The sequence below is a fragment of the Streptomyces sp. NBC_00247 genome, assembly GCF_036188265.1.
Classification (GTDB): domain Bacteria; phylum Actinomycetota; class Actinomycetes; order Streptomycetales; family Streptomycetaceae; genus Streptomyces.
Window position 1 is genome coordinate 1,322,271 of sequence record NZ_CP108093.1, and the last position, 19,570, is coordinate 1,341,840.

General features: G+C 72.6%; 15 protein-coding genes and 1 riboswitch. Of the genes, 3 read left to right on the forward strand and 12 right to left on the reverse strand.

The features are described from left to right. Positions 1-483 precede the first annotated feature (483 nt). Entirely contained in the window at positions 484-1,527 is a 1,044-nt protein-coding gene (gene sepH, locus OHT52_RS05230) for a septation protein SepH (RefSeq protein WP_328718955.1), read from the forward strand. Between the two features lie 101 nt (positions 1,528-1,628). Here sepH and OHT52_RS05235 read toward each other — a convergent pair whose 3' ends face one another. Beyond that, the gene (locus tag OHT52_RS05235) at positions 1,629-2,459 is read right to left on the reverse strand and encodes a sulfurtransferase (protein ID WP_328718956.1); all 831 of its coding nucleotides are present in this window, start codon (positions 2,457-2,459) and stop codon (positions 1,629-1,631) included. 251 nt (positions 2,460-2,710) lie between these two features. Here OHT52_RS05235 and OHT52_RS05240 point away from each other — a divergent pair, with 251 nt between their 5' ends. Continuing rightward, on the forward strand, positions 2,711-3,487 hold the full coding sequence (locus OHT52_RS05240) for a VOC family protein (RefSeq protein ID WP_328718957.1): 777 nt from the start codon (positions 2,711-2,713) through the stop codon (positions 3,485-3,487). Positions 3,488-3,506: 19 nt separating this feature from the next. Here OHT52_RS05240 and OHT52_RS05245 read toward each other — a convergent pair whose 3' ends face one another. From OHT52_RS05245 to OHT52_RS05275, 7 genes are all read right to left on the reverse strand, one after another. Next, positions 3,507-4,475: an Lrp/AsnC family transcriptional regulator gene (locus OHT52_RS05245; RefSeq protein ID WP_328718958.1), complete on the reverse strand. Its 969-nt coding sequence runs from the start codon at positions 4,473-4,475 to the stop codon at positions 3,507-3,509. Between the two features lie 127 nt (positions 4,476-4,602). Continuing rightward, a complete protein-coding gene (locus OHT52_RS05250; RefSeq protein WP_328723622.1) occupies positions 4,603-6,180 on the reverse strand; it encodes an MFS transporter in 1,578 nt (525 codons plus the stop codon). 262 nt (positions 6,181-6,442) lie between these two features. Then, the gene (locus OHT52_RS05255; protein ID WP_328718959.1) at positions 6,443-7,393 is read right to left on the reverse strand and encodes a sugar ABC transporter substrate-binding protein; all 951 of its coding nucleotides are present in this window, start codon (positions 7,391-7,393) and stop codon (positions 6,443-6,445) included. A gap of 761 nt (positions 7,394-8,154) precedes the next feature. Next, positions 8,155-8,805 (reverse strand): thymidine kinase, encoded by a 651-nt coding sequence (locus OHT52_RS05260; protein WP_328718960.1) that lies wholly within the window; start codon positions 8,803-8,805, stop codon positions 8,155-8,157. 63 nt (positions 8,806-8,868) lie between these two features. Next, on the reverse strand, positions 8,869-10,056 hold the full coding sequence (locus tag OHT52_RS05265; protein WP_328718961.1) for an alkaline phosphatase family protein: 1,188 nt from the start codon (positions 10,054-10,056) through the stop codon (positions 8,869-8,871). Beyond that, positions 10,056-10,670 carry a DUF5998 family protein gene (locus OHT52_RS05270; protein WP_328718962.1) on the reverse strand — a complete coding sequence of 205 codons (615 nt, stop codon included), beginning with the start codon at positions 10,668-10,670 and terminating at the stop codon, positions 10,056-10,058. Before OHT52_RS05270 ends, OHT52_RS05265 begins: the two co-directional genes overlap by 1 nt. A gap of 59 nt (positions 10,671-10,729) precedes the next feature. Further along, complete coding sequence (locus OHT52_RS05275) at positions 10,730-13,699, reverse strand: bifunctional acetate--CoA ligase family protein/GNAT family N-acetyltransferase (protein ID WP_328718963.1); 2,970 nt, start codon at positions 13,697-13,699, stop codon at positions 10,730-10,732. A 344-nt stretch (positions 13,700-14,043) separates the two neighbouring features. Between OHT52_RS05275 and OHT52_RS05280 the strand changes: the two genes are divergently transcribed. Further along, the gene (locus OHT52_RS05280; RefSeq protein ID WP_328718964.1) at positions 14,044-14,325 is read left to right on the forward strand and encodes an HPr family phosphocarrier protein; all 282 of its coding nucleotides are present in this window, start codon (positions 14,044-14,046) and stop codon (positions 14,323-14,325) included. A gap of 180 nt (positions 14,326-14,505) precedes the next feature. Here the strand turns inward: OHT52_RS05280 and OHT52_RS05285 are convergent, their stop codons facing one another. From OHT52_RS05285 to OHT52_RS05300, 4 genes are all read right to left on the reverse strand, one after another. Beyond that, positions 14,506-15,201 carry a GntR family transcriptional regulator gene (locus OHT52_RS05285; protein WP_328718965.1) on the reverse strand — a complete coding sequence of 232 codons (696 nt, stop codon included), beginning with the start codon at positions 15,199-15,201 and terminating at the stop codon, positions 14,506-14,508. Between the two features lie 257 nt (positions 15,202-15,458). Beyond that, positions 15,459-16,223, reverse strand: a complete 765-nt coding sequence (locus tag OHT52_RS05290; protein WP_328718966.1) for a M23 family metallopeptidase — start codon at positions 16,221-16,223, stop codon at positions 15,459-15,461. Between the two features lie 13 nt (positions 16,224-16,236). Continuing rightward, positions 16,237-16,404, reverse strand: a riboswitch (cyclic di-AMP (ydaO/yuaA leader). A 213-nt stretch (positions 16,405-16,617) separates the two neighbouring features. After that, complete coding sequence (locus OHT52_RS05295) at positions 16,618-18,000, reverse strand: M16 family metallopeptidase (protein WP_328723623.1); 1,383 nt, start codon at positions 17,998-18,000, stop codon at positions 16,618-16,620. Positions 18,001-18,026: 26 nt separating this feature from the next. Then, positions 18,027-19,403: a M16 family metallopeptidase gene (locus OHT52_RS05300; RefSeq protein ID WP_328718967.1), complete on the reverse strand. Its 1,377-nt coding sequence runs from the start codon at positions 19,401-19,403 to the stop codon at positions 18,027-18,029. Positions 19,404-19,570: the final 167 nt, after the last annotated feature.

A 19,570-nucleotide genomic window follows, 5' to 3' on the forward strand; every position in this document is an offset into this window, starting at 1 on the left:
CCTTTGGGCGAAGCGGATAGTTCCGTTTCTGGTGATTCTGTGAACAGGGACACGCCCCACGGGCAAAAGGGCGGCGAATGGGTATACCCATCCTCATGCCCGTCGTCAACCACCGTCGCCGTCGACACCCGTCGACAACTCGGACGGCGTGCCGGTCCACCCCGGTGGCCCGAATGGAGTACTGTGACGAGCCCTGGGGCCGGACTCCCGCAAGGGTGATCCGGGTCCTGCGGGAGGGGGCCGAAGGCGGCACTCGAACCGGCGGCGCCGACGCATCGCACGGAGACCCGTTGCACAGGGTGACCGCACCGGTCGTTCTGCGCCACCATGGGTGACCGTGTCACGACGGCGTACCAGGGCCAAGGCCCGACACACGCCGGGCAACTTGGCAAGGTTGTGGCAGGCTGCACCCGGGCAGGCCACACTCGACTAGCGGAAGCAGCGACGCACGTGACGTCGGCAGGCACCACCCGGGAGGTCCCCATGCCCGAACTGCGTGTCGTGGCCGTCTCCAACGACGGCACACGACTGGTGCTCAAGGCTGCGGACAGCACGGAGTACACGCTTCCGATCGACGAGCGTCTCCGTGCCGCGGTGCGCAACGACCGCGCGCGGCTCGGACAGATCGAAATCGAGGTGGAGAGCCACCTCCGCCCGCGGGACATCCAGGCCCGGATACGAGCCGGTGCCTCCGCCGAGGAGGTCGCCCAGTTCGCCGGGATTCCCGTCGACCGTGTCCGCCGCTTCGAGGGCCCCGTGCTCGCGGAGCGCGCCTTCATGGCCGAGCGGGCCCGGAAGACGCCGGTACGCCGTCCCGGCGAGAACACCGGCCCCCAGCTCGGCGACGCCGTGCAGGAACGTCTGCTGTTGCGCGGCGCGGACAAGGAAACGGTTCAGTGGGACTCCTGGCGCCGCGACGACGGCACCTGGGAGGTCCTGCTGGTCTACCGCGTCGCGGGCGAACCGCACTCGGCGAGCTGGACCTACGACCCGCCGAGGCGGCTGGTCCAGGCCGTGGACGACGAGGCGCGTTCCCTCATCGGTGAATCGGACGCCACGGCTCCGGAGCCGAGCTTCCCGTTCGTACCGAGGATCGCGCGGCTGCCCCGGGACCGTCCGCTGGACCGCGCCCTGGACCGGCAGATGGAGCGGCACGCCGAGCCGGAGGAGTACTCCGGCCCGACGGCCGCCGAACGCGATTCGCTGACCAGCCTCCTGGAGGCGGTACCGAGCTTCCGGGGCGACATGGTCGTGCCCGAGCGGCCCTCGCAGCCCGAGCCGGCGGCGATCGAGCCGGCCGTCGAGGAGCCGGCGGCGGACGAGCCACCGGCCGCGGCGGCGTCGGCGGGAGCCGGTTCCGCCTACGCCGACGTGCTGATGCCGCGTGCCGTCGCGGGGCACCGTGACCGGCTGACGGGGACCACCGACCGCCAGGCCGAGGCGGACGGCGTCCGTCCGGGCCGCCGGGCGGCGGTGCCCAGCTGGGACGAGATCGTCTTCGGGACCCGGCGCAAGAAGCAGGACTGATCAGGACCCGGACCGATCAGGACCCTTACGGACCTCGGGGGCCGCACACGCGACGTGTGCGGCCCCCGAGGCTGTTTCCGGACACTGCCCGGCGGCGGTGCCTACTGGGGGTCCGGTCCGGTCGCGACCGGGCGCGATTCGTCCGAGGACCACTCGGACCAGGAGCCCGGGTACAGCGCCGCCCGCAGGCCGGCGATCTCCAGGGCGAGCACTTCGTGGGCCCCGGAGACGCCTGAACCGCAGTAGACGCCGATCTCGCCGTCGCCGGTGGCACCGAGGGCGGCGAAGCGGTCGGCGAGCCGCGCGGCGGGCAGGTAGCGCCCGTCCTCGCCCACGTTCTCCCCCGTCGGCGCGGAGAGGGCGCCCGGAATGTGGCCGCCCACCCGGTCGATCGGTTCGACATCGCCCCGGTAGCGCTCACCGGCGCGCGCGTCGAGCAGCACCCCGGTACGGGCCAGGGCTGCCGCGGCGTCGGCGTCGAGCACCGGCAGCTCCCCGGGCTTCGGCCGGAAGTCGCCCTCGTGAGGGCTCGGGACGTCGGTGGACAGTTCGCCGTCCCACACCGCGAGACCCCCATCCAGCACCCGGACGTCCCTGTGCCCCGCCCAGCGCAGCAGCCACCAGGCACGGGCCGCCGCCCAGCCCTGGCCGCCGTCGTAGACCACCACCCCCCGGTCCGAGGAGACTCCCGCCCGGCGCATCGCTGCCCCGAAGCTCTCCGGGTCGGGCAGCGGATGACGGCCGCCACCGGCTCCGGCCGGGCCGGCCAGTTCGCTGTCGAGGTCCACGTAGACGGCGCCGGGGAGGTGCCCGGCCTCGTAGGCGGCCCGGCCGTTCGGGCCGCCGAGCTGCCAGCGGATGTCGAGGACCACGGGCGGGCGGGGTCCTGCCGACTCGCCCGCGTATGCGGATGCGGTGATGATGGGCTTCATGAGGGCCATCCTCGCGCAGTGACCGGCCCCGGGGTGTGGCGTCCGCGTGAACGCGGGCGACAAACATTGCGTACCAGACAAAACGGTCCGGTTCTGCCGAGAACGCGCGGCGCGCGGCGCGGCCGGTGCGTCTCCGGGCCCAGGTGGTGCGAGCATCGGGGCGGGGCGTACGAGCCGTACCGCACCCCTGGACGGCGGACCGCCCCCGATCTGCCGCGCGGCCACCACGATGGTCCGAGGAGAGAAAGACGATGACCGAGGCTGTCTCCCGGCGCACACCCGGCACGCCCTGCTGGGTGAGCCTGATCGTGCACGGCCTGAGCGCCACCCAGGACTTCTACGGCGCCCTCTTCGGATGGGAGTTCAAGCCCGGCCCCGAACAGCTCGGCCCGTACGTGCGCGGCAGGCTCCAGGGCGAAGAGATCGCGGGGATCGGCCAGTTGCCCCCCGACCGCCATCTGCCGATCGCCTGGACGACCTACCTCGCCACCGACGACGCGGACGCCACCGCCGAGACGATCCGCTCCTGCGGCGGCACGGTGGCGGTCGGCCCTCTCGACGCGGGTCCGGCCGGCCGGCTGGCCATCGCCTCCGACCCGAACGGAGCGGTCTTCGGCATCTGGCAGGCCGCCCGGCACGCGGGGACGCACCTCTGGGGCGCACCGGGCACCCCGGTCTGGAACGAGCTGATCACCCGGGAGACGTCCTCGGTCGCCAAGTTCTACCAGGCGGTGTTCGGCTACGAGGCCCAGGCGGTCGTCTCCGCCGACTTCGACTACCAGACACTGCACTTGGACGGCCGCCCGGTGGCGGCCCTGCACGGAGTCGGGCACGCCCTGCCGCGTGACCGGGGTCCGCATTGGATGACGTACTTCGAGGTCGAGGACACCGACGTGGCCGCCGCCCGCGTGGTGGAGCTGGGCGGGCACATCCTGCAGCCGCCGCGCGAGGGCACGAGCGGCCGGCTGGCGACGGTCTCGGACCCGGAAGGTGCGGCCTTCACCATCGTGCGGAGCGGCGAGCGCTGACCAGTGGGCGGGCGCGCGGTCAGCGGCGGGGGTCGTACGTCAGCACCTTCACCTGACGCAACGTCAGCACGGTCTCGGCGTTCTGCACACCGTGGGTGGCGCCGATACGGTCCGTCAGGTAGGCGTACAGGTCCTGGGTGGTCCGGCACTGGACGGCGGCGACGATGTTCGCGCGACCGGTGACCGCTGCCGCGAACCGCACCTCGGGGTGGGCCGCCAGCGTCTTTCCCACCGCGACCAGGTCGGCGGGCGCCACGGTGAGCCAGAGCATGGCTCCCACGCCGTGGCCGAGAGGTTCGTGGTCGTACTCGACGTCGAAGTAGAGGGCGCCGCTGCGGCGCAGCCGGTCCAGCCGCCGCTTGACCACGGCTTCGGACTGGCCGGTCCTGCTCTGCAGTTCGGCCATCGGCGCCCGGCCGTCCCGGCGGAGCACCTCGATCAGCGCCTCGTCCACGGCGTCGAGGGTCACGGGCCCGGCGGGCGGCTCCCCGAGCCGGGGCCGCAGGGCGTCCTCCTGCTCGGGGGTCAGGGCGTCGGTCTTGCTCAGCCAGTCCAGCGGGCCGCCGTAGAACTGGTTCAGTACGCAGTGGGCGCTGACCTGGACGACGCGCGGGGTGCGCGGCAGCCGCCCGAGCAGGAGTTCGTCGCGTTCCCGCTGGGTGCGCGGCCGCATGGCGCACATGACCTCGGTGCCGCCGGACATGAGGCTGATGTAGAACGTGTCGGCGCGGCGGGCGAGCGCGGTGGCGAGCGGGTCGGCGGCATCGGGTGTGCAGCGCAGCCGGACGATCCAGCTGGACCGCCCGAGCTTGGTCTCGTCGGTCATCCCGACCACCCGGAAACCGGTGTCGCGGCGCAGCCCGGCGAAGCGGCGGGCGACGGTCTTGTCGGAGACGCCGAGGACGTCGGCGATCTGCACGAAGGAGGCGCGGCCGTCGAGTTGGAGGGCCTGCATCACCTTCAGGTCCAGGGCGTCGGGCAGGGCCACCGTGCGTCTCCGATCCGTGCGTCCGTCCGGTGCGCGTGTGCAGACCGTGTGCGGACGACCGTACGGCGGCCCGCCCCCACCAGCATGCCCGCTCGTAGGTGCTGGTGGGGGCGGCCGAGGTGGTCCGTCAGGCGTGGTCCGGTCCGGTGCCCGCGGCGGCCGGTGCGCCCGTGCGCGCCTCGCCGTCGGCGGCCCGGACGACACCGGTGCTTCCCGCCGCGGGGACGGAGGGTGCGGCACCGCGGGGGCGCAGGGTGACGGCCGCGACGATCGCGCCGCACAGCATGAGAGCGGCCGAGACGACGAGGCAGAGGTGGAGGCCGTCCACGAAGGAGAGCGACAGTGCGTGGAGGGCCCGTCCCGTGTCCGCGCCCAGTGGCATACCGGCGACGGCCTCGAGGCCGCCGCGATCGACGGCCGCGGTGATGCGCTCGGCGGCCGCGCCCGTGAGCCCTTGGTCGCCCAGGTGTCCGGGAAGGGCACCGACGGCCTTCGTGGTCAGCAGCGCCCCCAGGATGGCGGGGCCGAGGGCGGCGCCGACCTGCCGGAAGGCGTTGTTGCCAGCCGCCGCCATGCCGGCCTGGTGAGGCGGTACGGAGCCCACGGCGGTCGCGGTGATGCAGGGGAAGGCGATGCCGAGGCCGGTGCCGAGCAGGGCGAGCCGCCAGGCCAGCGAGGCGAAGGAGGTGTCGATGCCGATGGTGGTCAGCGTGCAGAGCCCCACCGTGGCGATCAGCAGCCCACCGGCGATCAGGAGCCGGGCCGAGAGCCGCTGGGCGAGCCGGCCGAAGACGGCGCCCAGGACGAGCGGCATGATCGTGACCATGAGGAGGCGCGTTCCCGCCTCCAGCGTGGTGAGCCGCTGCACCATGCCGAAGTAGAGGCTGAGCACGAAGAAGAAGCCGATCAGCCCCAGGAAGCTGATCATGACGACCAGCGTGGAGCCGGTGAAGGCCGGGCTGCGGAAGATGCGCAGGTCCAGCATCGGGCTGTCGCTGCGGCGTTCGGCCAGCACGAAGACGATCCCGCAGATCACCGCGATCGCCAGGGCCGCGAGGACCTGCGGCTCGGTGAAGGAGGACGCTCCGCCTTCGATGACCCCGTAGACGAGGGCCGTGATGGCCACGGCCGCGGTGATCTGACCGGGCCAGTCGAGCTTGCGGGGGTAGGGCGACCGGGATTCGTCGAGTAGCCACGCGCCGGCGGCCATCGCCGCGAGGGAGAGCGGGACGGGCAGGAGGAAGATCCACCGCCAGTCCGCGTGGGCGGTGATCGTGCCGGCGATCAGCGGGCCGACGGCGAGCGCCCCCATGAGGAAGGTCGTCCAGAGGCCGATGAACTTGCCGCGTTCGCGGTGGTCGGGGACGACGTGGCTGATGAGCGCGAGGGTCATCGGCAGCAGTGCGGCGGCCCCGGCACCGGAGAGGGCCTGTCCGATCCAGATCATGGTGATCGACTGGGCGCAGAGCGAGACGGTGGCACCGGCGGCGCAGAGTGCGAGCCCCGCCTGGAAGACCTTCTTGCGCCCGTGTACGTCGCCGAAGACTCCGGCCGTCAGGATCAGAGCGGCCACCGGCAGGACGAAGGCGTCCGAGACCCACGAGAGGTCCGAGGTGGAGGCGCCGAGAGCTTCCTGGATGACGGGGAGGCTCACCGACACGGTGGTGATCGGGAAATAGGCCACGAACACGCCTATGCAGGCCATGACCAAGGTGGCCGCGCGCCGGTCGGGGGCGCGGCCGGCGGCCGGGGGTGTGCTGTTCACGGAGAGCTCCTCCGCGGCGGATGCCCGCCGCTGTCTTTCGATGCCAGACGGAACTATGCGGACAAGGACCGCACCGGTGCCAGTCGGCGGGCCCCATAGCCGGATTCTCGACATCGCGGAACTCCGAACGCCGGATTCTCGGCATCCGGGAGCCGGAAGAGGCGACGGACGGGCGCCCCCTTGGTGGCAACGCCCCGGGCCGTCAGGAACAGTACGCGGGCGCCTCGTCCACGTTCTCCCGGGTGACCAGGAGGATCGGGGCGGAGGTGACCTTCTCGACGGCGCTTCCCGCCATCAGCCCGAGGCTGTTCCGTACGGCCAACTGACCGAGTACCGAGGCGGAGTTGGCCACCGTGGCGGAGAACCGTCCGTCCTTGACCGCCTTGAGCCCCTCGTCGGTGCCGTTCACGGTGACGATCTTGACGTGGGCACCGGCCGCGTCGAAGACCTGTCGGGCGCCCAGGGCCATCTCCTCGTTCGCCACGAAGGCGTAGTCGAGATCGGGATGGGCCTCGATCATGTCCTGCGCGGACTCACGGGCCTTGGCCGGATCGAACATCCCCGGAAGCTCCGAGACCATCTTCGCGTTCGCCGGAAGGGCCTGCTCGAACCCGGCGACCATCAGATCCGAGGCCGCGCCGGGGGCTCCGGCGATCACTCCGACCTTGACGTCCTGCCCTGCCGCGTCCTGTTCCACCCAGCCCGCGTCGAGTGCGCCGAGCCGGCCGAGGTCCACGACCACCGCGCCGAGCACCCCCGAGAGGTCCTCCACGTTCACCGAGGTGAGGAAGATCGGGATGCCGGCGGCCCGCGCCTTGGCCACGTCCACGTCGAGGGTGTCCACATCGACGGTCTGGACGATCAGCTCGTCCACGTCCCGCGCGATCAGGTCTTCTATGTTGGAGAGTTCGGTGACCGGGTTCTGCGACGAGTTGGCGACGACGAGGTGGGCGCCCTGGGATTTCGCGGACTGTTCCATCGCCTTCTGCAGGCAGGTGTGGAAGACGGTGCCGGCTCCGTTGACGAAGCCGATCTTCGTCGAGCCGTCGTCCCCGCCCGCACTGTCGTCGGACGAGGAACACCCCGCGAGCAGGGAGGCCAGGGCGGCTGCGGCGGCCAGCCGCCCGGGGGCACTGCGCGGCGAAGAAGTCATGAATCGGCCTTATCTGCGGTGGGCGGATCACACGAGGGGCGAGGGTTCGCGGCGGCCGTTCCCGGTCGGCGAACGGCCCGTCCGGGGGCTCGAACGCAGCCGGACGAAGGCATGCCGGGACCGCCGTACGGACATGCCGGAGGAGCCGGCGCGGTCGCTCGGACGCCCCGGACGTCCGGCGGCGGCGCACAACGTAACGCGCGTCCGGCCCGGTCAACCCCCGCGCGGCGCGCAAGGTGTGCTTGCAGGGAACGGGATCAAGGAACGGGCGTCGCGTGAACCGCCGCGGACCAACGCGTGTTGCGAAGGCCGGGGCGGAGAAGGGCGGGGCGGAGGAGGGCGGGGCGGAGGAGGGCGGGGCGGAGGAGGGCGGGGCGGAGGAGGGCGGGGCGGCGGCCGGCGCGGAGGCGGCAGGTTCGGCCGCGTGTACGGAGGCGGCGGGGCAGCCGTCAGCGGGACGCCACGGTCACACCCTCGGCCGTGTGGTCCTCCTCGCGGTCCGGGTCGGCCGCGCCGGCCCCGGAGGTGGTCGTAGGAGCCCTCGCCGCCCACCGGGACCGGGGTGATTCATGGCCGGCAGGCTCGGCCCGGCTCCACGCGGTGGGTCGGGCACCGGATCCATGCCCCGTCCTCACCCCTTGGGCGCCTCGCCGTCTCCGCACGCCGTGGATCACGGGTCGCCCGGGCCGCCGGGAGAGAGCGGCGCCGGCCGGCCGCCGGCGGGCGGCGCGGCCGACAGCTCGTCGCGAACGGACGAGCCGTCAGGTCTGGTTCACCGGGAGGACGTCCGGCGACAGGGCACCCGCGTGGGCGGTGGCGGAGGTGGCGCGGCGCCGGTGGTGACGGCGGCAGAGCACCTCGTAACCGACCTCCTTGGCGGGGCGGTTGACGTCACCGACCACGACCTGTTCGCCCTCGACGACCATCTCCCCGTCCACCGTGCGGGCGTTGTGCGTGGCGCGGGCGCCGCACCAGCACAGAGCTTCCACCTGGAGGTGTTCGAGGCGGTCGGCCAGCTCGATCAGGCGCTGCGAGCCGGGGAAGAGCTTCGTGCGGAAGTCGGTGGTGATCCCGAAGGCGAAGACGTCCATCCCGAGGTCGTCCACGATCCGGGCGAGCTGGTCGATCTGCGGCGGGGCCAGGAACTGCGCCTCGTCCACGATCACGTAGTCCGCCTTGCCGCCCTGGGACAGCTGGTTCACGACGTAGGCGTAGAGATCCATGCCGTCGGCCGCCTCGACGGCCTCCGTCACCAGCCCCAGCCGTGAGGAGAGCTTCCCCTGGCCCGCCCGGTCGTCGCGGGTGAAGATCACGCCCTGGAGCCCGCGCGCGGACCTGTTGTGACCGATCTGCAGGGCCAGCGTGCTCTTTCCGCAGTCCATCGTTCCGGAGAAGAACACAAGCTCGGGCATGAGAGGTCGAACGCCTTTCGACATGGGGGGGGGCAGGGGGGACGAGCCGGTGGGGCGGCGGTGTCAGGTGCGAACTTCGAGAAGGGGGACGAGCTGCTCCACCGGGGTCAGCGAACCGTGCATCCCGACCATCGCGGACTCGTGCGGCTCGTTGGACGAGGCGGTGATCACCACGTCGTCATGGGCGGCGGCGACCACGTCACCGATGCGGCCGTACACGCGCTCGTCCACCTCGGGGCCGAACCAGCCGGCGGCGATCGCCTCGTCCCGGCTCGCCACCCAGAACTGCTCTCCGAGCACCTCCCGCCAGACGGTCAGCACGTCGGCCTGGGCTCCGGGCACGGCGTAGACGTGACGGGCACGGCCCTCCCCGCCCAGCAGGGCGACGCCGGCGCGCAGCTCCCAGTCCTCGTCGAAGTCGATGCGGGACTGCTCGTCGAACGGGATGTCGATCATGCCGTGGTCGGCGGTGACGTAGAGGGCCGAGCGGGGCGGCAGCTGCTCGGCGAGGCGCCGGGCGAGACCGTCGACGTACATCAACTGCCCGCGCCAGGCGTCGGAGTCGGTACCGAAGCGGTGGCCCGCGCCGTCCACCTCGCTGTAGTACGTGTAGACCAGCGAGCGGTCCCCGGCGGCCAACCGCTGGGCCGCGACGTCCATGCGTTCCTCACCGGCCAGGCGGCCCAGGAACGAGCCGCCGCTGAGCGCGACCTTGGTCAGCGGCGTCTGCTCGAAGGCGGGCGCCGAGACCTGGGCCGTACGCACCCCCGCCGCGTCGGCGAGGCCGAAGACGGTGGGGTACGGCTGCCACGCCTTCGGCGAGGTCCAGGGCTTCCAGCGGAGCTGGTTCATCAGCCCGCCGGTGGCCGGATCGCGCACGGTGTACCCGGGCAGCCCGTGCTTCCCGGGCGGCAGGCCCGTACCGACCGAGGCGAGGGAGGTCGCCGTCGTGGCGGGGAAGCCCGCGGTGATGGGACGGCCGGTGCCGCCGCGCGAGGTGGGCAGCAGGGAGTGCAGGAACGGGGCTTCGTCCGGATGCGCCTTGATCTGCTCCCAGCCGAGGCCGTCGATCAGGAAGACGCAGTTGCGGTCGGCCGGGGTGAGTTCCGGGATCGAGGCGGTGAAGCCGGGCACCTCCTGCCCCGCGACGAGGGTCGGCAGCAGATCCGCGAGGGACCCGGTGCCGTACTCGGGTACGGGAGCGGTGTCGAGCGGGAGCAGCACGGGGTCCTGCCAGGCGGGCTGGACCATCAGCGGTTGGTCGCCGCGTTCGCGGCCGAGGCCGCGGTGGCTGCCGTGGCCTCACTGAGTGCCTGGGCGAAGGCGAGCGTCTGCCGCACGGTGTCCGGGCCGTCGCCGGCCTCGCTGACCCGCAGGCTGAGGTCGTCGGCGGTGGAGCTGCCGGTGTAGCCGTGGTCGGCGTCGCAGTCGGGGTCGCCGCAGGCGGCCGGCTCCAGGTCGATGCGGGAGACCGCGCCCCAGCCGATGGTGAGGACGACCTCGCGGGGCAGCGAACCGGCCACGTACTTCTCGGGGTCCGCCACCACGCGGCTCACCACGACGGACGAGATCCGGCCGAGGTGCACGGACTCCGTGGAGGTGGTCGCGTACGGAGTCGGCGACTCGGTCTCGGAGGTCTGCTCGTCGGTGTGGCTGACGATGAAGCGGGTGTCCGTCAGGACCAGGACCGTGGCATGGCGCCGGACCTCGTTGGAGTCGAAGGTCGTCTCCTGGTGCACGAGGTACGAGGCGACCGGCTCCCCGCCGACGGCGGCCTCCACCGCCTCGGCCACGAGGGCCGGGTAGTAGCCGCTGCGCTCGATCGCCGCGCGCAGCCCCTGGGTCGTCGTACCGGTCTTTGCCATGACCCCCATCTTACGGGCCCCGGTGACCGCTGGGGACTCCGCGGGGAGGGCGGGCCCGGTCAGTAGTTCGGCAGCCGGCGGGGTCCGAGATCGGTCTGCGCGGGCGGCGGGGCGAGCCGGACGCTCGCGCCGAGGACGGTCAGCCCCTGCGTGGCCACCACGACCGGTTCCAGCGTGACCGAGACCACCTCGGGATGGTCGTCGACCAGGCGGGAGACCCGGAGCAGCAGTTCTTCCAGTGCCCGGGTGTCCACGGGCGAGGAGCCGCGCCAGCCGAAGAGCACGGGAGCCGCGCGGATGGAGCGGATCAGTTCTGCGGCGTCCCGGTCGGTGGCCGGAACCAGCCGGTGGGCGATGTCCCCGAGGAGTTCGGAGGGGGTGCCCGCGAGACCGAAGGAGAGCACGGCACCCGCGGCGGCGTCGATCGTGGCCCGCACCACGGTGTCGACGCCCCGGGGTGCCATGGACTGCACGACGGGCTGGAGTTCGGCGGGTTTTCCGAGGAGCTCGGTGAGTTCGCCGTACGCCCGTCGCAGCGCGTCTTCCCCGGCGAGGTCGAGGCGGACGCCGCCCAGGTCGGCGCGGTGGCGCAGATGGGGTGCGGTGGTCTTGAGTGCGACCGGCCAGCCGAGTCGCGTGGCTGCGGCCACGGCGGCGTCCGGGTCGGGGGCGGGGAGGGTGGCCCGTACGCCGATGCCGTAGCCGCCGAGCAGTTCGCGGGCTTCGTCGTGTCCGAGCGGCCGGCCGCGCGGATCGGGAGCCGGGCCGAGCAGCGCGTCGATGAGCGCGGCGGTGCCGGGTTCGTCGATGGTGTCGTCCAGGAACTCGGGCACCCTGCCCGGGGCGGCGGCCTGACGGCGCCACTGGGCGTACTTCACCGACTCGCTCAGCGCGCGGACGGCCCGTTCGGCGGCCGGATAGGCGGGGATGCGGCCGGTGGGGGCCGGGGTGTGGGCCCCGGGTTCCGTGGCAGCCGCCCCGGCGGGGGGCGGCGGTACGGAGGCGGTCGCCGCGGGCGGTTCCGTGGGTGTCTTCGTGGGCCGGCCCGTCATGGGGCCGTCCTGCGCGGACCCTTCCGTGGGCTCGCCCGTCATGGGGGCGTCCCGCGCGGCCGGGCGTGTCCCGGCCGGGCGTGTCCCGGTCGGGCGTGTCCCGGCCGTGGCCGCCAGTGCCTGGGCGAGTCCGCCGATCTCCAGATGCACGACGGCCACCGGCTTGGCGGGCCCTGCGGTACGCTCCGCCACCGCCTCGTGCAGGGCTGCCGCCAGCACCTCGCCGTCGCCGCTCTGCACCTCCCCCTCGACCCCGACCAGCGGGATCGCGGTCACGATCACCGCGTCGCACGTCGGATCGGCGAGCGCTTCGGCGAGGGCCGCGCGGAAGTCCGCCGGCCCGGCCGCCGTGGTCAGGTCGCGGGGCGGCCGGGGGCGGAGCCCTTCCGTGAGGCAGGCGTCGTAGGTGAGCAGGCCGAGCGATTCCGAGTTGCCGAGGATCGCCACGCGGGGGCCGGCGGGCAGCGGCTGGTCGGCGAGGAGGAGGGCCGCGTCGATCATCTCGGTGACCGTGTCCACCCTGATCACCCCGGCCTGTCGCATCAGCGCGGAGACCGTGGCGTCGGGGATGCGGCTGACGGGCACGGCGTGGCCGGGCGGGGTGGCGCCGCTGTGCCGGGCGCCCTTGACCACCACGACGGGTTTGACGGCGGCGGTGCGGCGGGCGAGCCGGGTGAACTTGCGGGGGTTGCCGAGCGACTCCAGGTAGAGCAGGGCCACATCGGTCTCGGGGTCGTCGAACCAGTACTGGAGGAAGTCGTTGCCGGAGATGTCGGCGCGGTTCCCGGCGGAGATGAAGGTGGAGAGCGCCGCACCGCGCCGGTGGAGACCGGAGAGGAGGGCGATGCCGATGGCGCCGGACTGGGTGAAGAGGCCGATGCGGCCCGGAGGGGGCGATTCCGGGGCGAGCGAGGCGTTCATCCGGACGGCGCCGGAGGTGTTGATGACGCCGAAGGCGTTCGGCCCGATGACGCGCATGCCGTACGAGCGTGCCTGGCGCAGGAGCGCTCGCTGGCGGTCGCGGCCCTCGGCTCCTCGCTCGGCGTAGTCGGCGGTGAGGACGACCAGGCCCCGCACCCCGTGCTCCCCGCAGTCCGCGACGGCTTCGGGGACCCGTTCCGCGGGGACGGCGACGACCACGAGGTCGACCGGCTCGCCGATGTCGCCGACCGACCGGTGCGCGGGGACCCCGTCGATGCTGTCCTGATCGGGGGCGAAGGCGTGGTTGACGGCGTACAGGCGGCCGGTGAAGCCGGAGTGCAGGAGGTTGCGGAGCACGGTCCGCCCCACCCCGCCCGGGGCGCGGCCGGTGCCGACGACGGCCACCGAGGCGGGGGCCAGGAGCCGCTGGACGGAACGGGCTTCGGCACGCTGTTCGCGGGCGCGCTGCACGGCGAGCGACTCGGCGGTCGGTTCGATGTCGAGGGTGAGGTGGACCGATCCGTCCTCGAAGCTCCGCTGCTGGGTGTAGCCGGCGTCCCGGAAAACCTTGATCATCTTGGTGTTGGCGGGCAGCACCTCGGCGGCGAAGCGGCGGATGCCGCGCTCCCGGGCGACCGCGGCGATGTGTTCGAGCAGCACCGAGGCGACGCCGCGGCCCTGGTGGGAGTCCTGGACGAGGAAGGCGACCTCGGCCTCGTCGGCGGGCGCGGAGGCGGGACGGCCCTGATCGTCGATCCGGTCGTAGCGGACGGTGGCGATGAACTCCCCTCCCACCGTGGCCGCCAGCCCCACCCGGTCGACGTAGTCGTGGTGGGTGAAGCGGTGGACGTCCCGGTCGGAGAGCCGGGGGTAGGGCGCGAAGAAGCGGTAGTACTTCGACTCGTCGGAGACCTGCTCGAAGAAGCTGACCAGCCGTCCGGCGTCGTCCGGGGTGATGGGTCCGATCCGGGCGGTGCCACCGTCCCGCAGCACCACGTCCGCCTCCCAGTGGTCGGGGTACGCGTGAGGCGGACTCTGCTCCGGCGTGGGCTGCATGGGGAAAGCCTACGACCGTCCGGTGCTCCGGGGCGGGTGCGCCCGGAGCACCGGACGGTCGGGGCGCACGGCGGCACGGCCCGGCCACCCGGCCGTCGGTCACCCCGGCCGGCCCGACGCCCCGGCCCGACGCTCCGGCCCGACGTCCCGGTCACCCGTCCGGGCCGTACGGGCATCGCCGTGCCGGGCACGGGTCGCGGCGGATTCGGCGCCGGGGCAGGCTGGGAAGCCCACCGGGCGACGTCCGCCGGCAGGAGGCTACGCGGGTCCACGCCCCCATGACACAATGGTCTAGACAAATCGAATACCGATCAGGACATCGCAGATTCACGAAGGGCAGAACCATGGTTGAGCGCCGCGTCAACGTCGGATGGGCAGAAGGCCTGCACGCCCGCCCCGCTTCCATCTTCGTCCGCGCCGCCACGGCCTCCGGGGTCCCGGTGACGATCGCCAAGGCGGACGGCAGCCCGGTCAATGCCGCGTCGATGCTCGCGGTCCTCGGACTGGGAGCGGAGGGTGGCGAGGAGATCGTGCTCGCCTCCGCGGCGGAGGGCGCGGACGCCGCACTGGACCGCCTGGCGAGGTTGGTCTCCGAAGGACTCGACGAGCTTCCGGAAACGGTCTGACACCCCTTCCGCCGGACCCCATGACGGAATTCTTCGCTCGGCCGGGCCGCGCCGTCCTTCACGGACGGCGCGGCTCAGCCGTTTTCGGCTCGGCCTTTTCTCGCGGCAGCCGTGACGGTAATTCCGGCAGCACGGAGAATGCTCCCGCCAATTCGCTTCTCTTTGTATACGGCGAGTTTGTTAATGACGGGCACCCGAGGTGTTTACGGGATGTTGCGAAGTGCTCACCCGGGACTGTTTCACCGCTCGGACCGGGCGGCGCGGCCGGTGTGCGGCCAGCGAACGCTCCGCGTGCTGCGTGGCCAGCCCCCTGGCGCGCTCCGCGTCGCCCCGGGCCACCGCGTCCACGAGGGCTCCGTGTTCGGCCCACGACTCGACGGGGCGGACCGGCTGCTCGACGGCGTACATCCAGGTGATCTTGTGCCGGAGCTGGGTCAGCAGCGCGATGAGACCGGGGCTGCCCGACGCCTGGGCGAGCGTCTCGTGGAACCAGCCGCCCAGCGAGCGCAGGTCCTCCCCCTCGCCCCGGCGGGCCCGCTCCTGTCCCAGCTTGACCAGTCCGCGCAGGACCTTGAGGTGAGCCTCGGTGCGGCGCTGCGCGGCCCGTGCCGCACCCAGCGGCTCCAGCAGGAGCTTCACCTCCAGGAGGTCGGCCGCCTCCTGCTCGGTCGGTTCGGCGACACAGGCGCCCGCATGCCTGCGGGTGACCACGAACCCCTCGGACTCCAGGGTCCGCAGGGCTTCGCGCACCGGGACGCGCGAGACGCCGTAGCGCCGCGCCAGAAGCTCCTCGGTGAGGCGGCTGCCGCGCTCGTAGACGCCCGAGACGATGTCTTCACGGATTGCCGTGCATACCGAGTGCGCGGGAATGCGCATGTCCGAACCTCCGCCTTAATCCCCGCGAAACGCGGCCGATCGAAGCCTGCACCGTGACTCTATTGCAATCTGAGTGAATTTCCGATGGCGTACCGGAATTCGCACATATCTTTTGCCTGCGGAGCCGGCGGGCCGGAGGGTTTCGGGTGATATGCCGAAGCCCCGGCACGGGTCCGGGGCTTCGGGGTGATCAGGGGGCGATCAGGGCCGGTCAGCGCCGGTGGGGGCGAGCGCGAAGGCAGGACCGGGAGCGCGGGTCAGACCGTGAGGCCGTGGGCCCGCAGATACGCCACGGGGTCCATGTCGGAGCCGTACTCCGGTCCGGTGCGCGCCTCGAAGTGCAGGTGCGGGCCGGTCGCGTTGCCGGTGGCGCCGGAGAGGCCGATCCGCTCGCCCGACGAGACGCTCTGGCCGACCGAGACACCGATCGAGGAGAGGTGGCCGTACTGGGTGTACGTGCCGTCCGTCATCCGCAGCACGACGTTGTTGCCGTACGCGCCGCCCCAGCCGGCTTCGACGACCGTGCCCGCGCCCACGGCGTGGACGGGGGTACCCGTGGCGGCGTGGAAGTCGACGCCGGAGTGGCTGCCGGAGGACCAGAGGGAGCCGCTCGACCTGTAACCGGTGCTGATGTACGACCCCGCGACGGGCAGGTGGAAGGAGTTCAGCCGCTTGCGTTCGGCGGCACGCGCGGCGCGCGCCTTCGCCTCACGGGCTTCCCTGACCCGTACGGCGGCCTCGGCCTTGGCCTTCGCTTCGGCCTTCGCCCTGGCCTCGGCGACGCGGTGCTGGGCCTCCGCCTGGTCGGCTATCCGGTCCGCGATGGAGTCGCCGAGCGCCACGGCCCCGATGAGGCCGGTCGTACGGGGCGACGGGACGGACGGATCGGCGGCGAGGGCCGGGGAGGCCGTCGAAGCGACGACGCCGGTGGCCGCGAGTGCCGCGACACCGGCGAACCGGGCGGTGGTGCGCGTCAGACGGCCCGGGGCACGATGCGTCCCGGTGGCACGGGTGAACGCCATGGAGGAGCGGATCCTTTCCTTCCTTCTCGCCTACCGGGTTAGCTGACGGGTTCGGAGCAGGAAGGTCTCCTACGGGCGTTCACGCCTCTCACGAGACGGGCGCGCCCGATTCACCCCAGGGACTTCACGGGTCCCCGGCTCCCCAGGCTCGCGCCTGACGGGGACTCGGCGATGGCTGTCCGGCACCGCGAGTGCGGTACACAGTCGGCGGACAGCCGGATCGACGCTAGGCCGCGGCGCTTTCGATCACCAAACGGACAGGGCGTTTTGTAGCGCATCCCACAGGGCAGACAGCCACGCTTCCGGCAAAGAGGACAAACGACGCGACCCCGACGAGATCTCTCCCGCCGGGGTCGCGCTGCCGGGCGTACCCGGTCGTGCGGGTGACGGCCGGTCAGCCGTTCACGACCGTCACCTCACCGATGCCCAGCGCGCGGACGGGCTCGGCGATCTGCGCCGCGTCGCCCACCAGGATCGTCACCAGCCGGTCCACCGGGAAGGCGTTGACCACCGCGGCGGTCGCCTCGACCGTGCCGGTCTCGGCGAGCCGGGCGTACAGGTGGGCCTGGAAGTCGTCGGGCAGCTGCTGCTCGACCTGGTCGGCGAGGGTCGCCGCGACCGAGGCCGCCGTCTCGAACTTCAGCGGGGCGACCCCCACGAGGTTCTGCACGGCGGTCTCGCGCTCGGCGTCCGTCAGCCCGTCCGCCGCGAGGGTCCGCAGGACCTTCCAGAGGTCGTCGAGCGCGGGTCCCGTGGACTCGGTGTCCACCGAACCGCTGATGGCCAGCATCGCCGCACCGGCCGGTCCGGAGTCCGGACCGCCGGCGGTGGAGCGGAGCACCTGGGCGAACGCGCGTACGCCGTAGGTGTAGCCCTTCTCCTCGCGCAGCACCCGGTCGAGCCGCGAGGTGAGCGTGCCGCCGAGGCAGTACGCCCCGAGGACCTGGGCGGGCCAGACGCTGTCGTGCCGGTCCGCGCCGATGCGGCCGATGAGCAGCTGCGTCTGTACGGCTCCCGGACGGTTGACGACGACCACGCGGCCGGTGTCGTCCGCGGTGATCGGCGCCACCGGACGGGGGCTGCCGCCGTTGCCCGACCAGTCGCCCAGGGTCTCGGCGAGCAGTGCGTCCAGGTCGATGCCGGTGAGGTCGCCGACGACGACCGCGACCGCCGTGGCGGGGCGGACGTGGGCGTCGTAGAAGGCGCGGACGGCGGCGGCGTCGATCCGCCGCACGGTGTCCTCGGTGCCCAGACGCGGGCGCGACATCCGGGCGGTGGCCGGGAACAGCTCCTTGTAGAGCTGCTTGGCCGCGCGGCGCGCGGGGTTGGCCTGCTCGTGCGGGATCTCGTCCAGGCGGTTTCCCACCAGGCGCTCGATCTCGCTGTCGGCGAAGGCGGGGGCCCGCAGCGCCTCGGCGACCAGGCCGAGCGCCTTGGCCAGGCGGGAGACGGGCACCTCCAGCGAGACCCGGACGCCCGGGTGGTCGGCGTGCGCGTCGAGCGTGGCGCCGCAGCGCTCCAGCTCGGCGGCGAACTCCTCGGCGCTGCGCTTGTCGGTTCCCTCGGAGAGGGCACGCGCCATGATGGTGGCGACGCCGTCCAGGCCCTCGGGTTCGGCGTCGAGCGGTGCTTCGAGGTGGATCTCGACCGCGACGACCTGCTGGCCGGGGCGGTGGCTGCGGAGCACCGTCAGCCCGTTGGGCAGGGTGCCGCGTTCGGGTGCCGGGAAGGCCCAGGGGCGTGCGGTTCCCGGGGTGGGCTGCGGGTGGAAGTCCATGGCTACTCCAGTCACGGCGGCGTCGCTCACTTGCCGGCCTCCTCGTCGGCGTCGGTGTCCGCGCCGTCCTCGGCAGCGGTCCCGTCGTCCGGCTCGGCCGGTTCGACCGGCTCGTAGACCAGCACGGCACGGTTGTCGGGGCGCAGCGTGGCGGCGGCGACCTTCCGCACCTCGTCGGCGGTGATGTCGAGAACGCGTCCGACGGCCGTCAGCGCGAGCTGCGGGTCACCGAACAGCACCGCGAAGCGGCAGAGTTCGTCGGCGCGGCCGGAGACCGTACCGAGTCGGTCGAGCCACTCGCGTTCCAACTGGGCCTGCGCGCGTTCCATTTCCTCGGGCGTCGGGCCCTCGGTGGCGAACCGCTCCAGCTCCTCGTCGACCGCGGTCTCGATGCTCTCGACCTCCACGCCTCCGGACGTCTTGACGTCCAGCCAGCCCAGCGAGGGCGCTCCGGCCAGCCGCAGCAGCCCGAAGCCGGCAGCCACCGCCGTACGGTCGCGGCGCACCAGGCGGTTGTGCAGCCGGGACGACTCGCCGCCGCCGAGGACGGTCAGGGCCAGGTCGGCGGCGTCCGCCTCACGGGTGCCGTCGTGCGGCAGGCGGTACGCGGCCATCAGCGCGCGGGCCGGGACCTCCTCGTGGACCACTTCGCGCAGCTGCCCGCCGATGGTGCCGGGGAGAGAACCGTCGCGCGGGGGCTTCTTGCCGTCGTGGGACGGGATGGAGCCGAAGTACTTCTCGATCCAGGCGAGGGTCTCCTCGGGGTCGATGTCGCCGACGACCGAGAGCACCGCGTTGTTGGGCGCGTAGTACGTACGGAAGAACTCCTGGGCGTCCTCCAGCGTCGCCGCGTCCAGGTCCGCCATGGAGCCGATCGGCGTGTGGTGGTACGGGTGGCCCTCCGGGTAGGCGAGCGCGGTGAGCCGCTCGAACGCGGTGCCGTACGGGACGTTGTCGTACCGCTGGCGGCGCTCGTTCTTGACGACGTCCCGCTGGTTCTCCATGGACTCCTCGTCGAGCGCGGCGAGCAGCGAGCCCATCCGGTCGGCTTCGAGCCAGAGGGCGAGCTCCAGCTGGTGGGTCGGCATGGTCTCGAAGTAGTTGGTGCGCTCGAAACTCGTCGTGCCGTTGAGCGACCCGCCCGCGCCCTGGACGAGTTCGAAGTGACCGTTCCCCTTGACCTGCTTCGAGCCCTGGAACATCAGGTGCTCGAAGAGGTGCGCGAGACCGGTGCGCCCCTCCACCTCGTGACGGGAGCCGACGTCGTACCAGAGGCAGACTGCGGCGACCGGGGTCAGGTGGTCTTCGGAGAGCACCACACGCAGGCCATTGGCCAGACGGTGCTCGGTCGCTGTCAGGCCGCCGGAGCCGGCCTGTGCGGTGGCCGTGTGACCCATGGGCATGTACGTCCCTTCGATCGCGGTACTGGACTTTCTGCCAGACCTGCCACTGTAAGCAAGCGCACGGGTACCTGGCGAAGTTCCCGTTCCCCCGATGTTGTGCTCGTTGGTAGTTCTTGACGACTGATGTTGACGCGTGGTGCCGAAGCCTTGCGCGCGGGGGGGGGGGT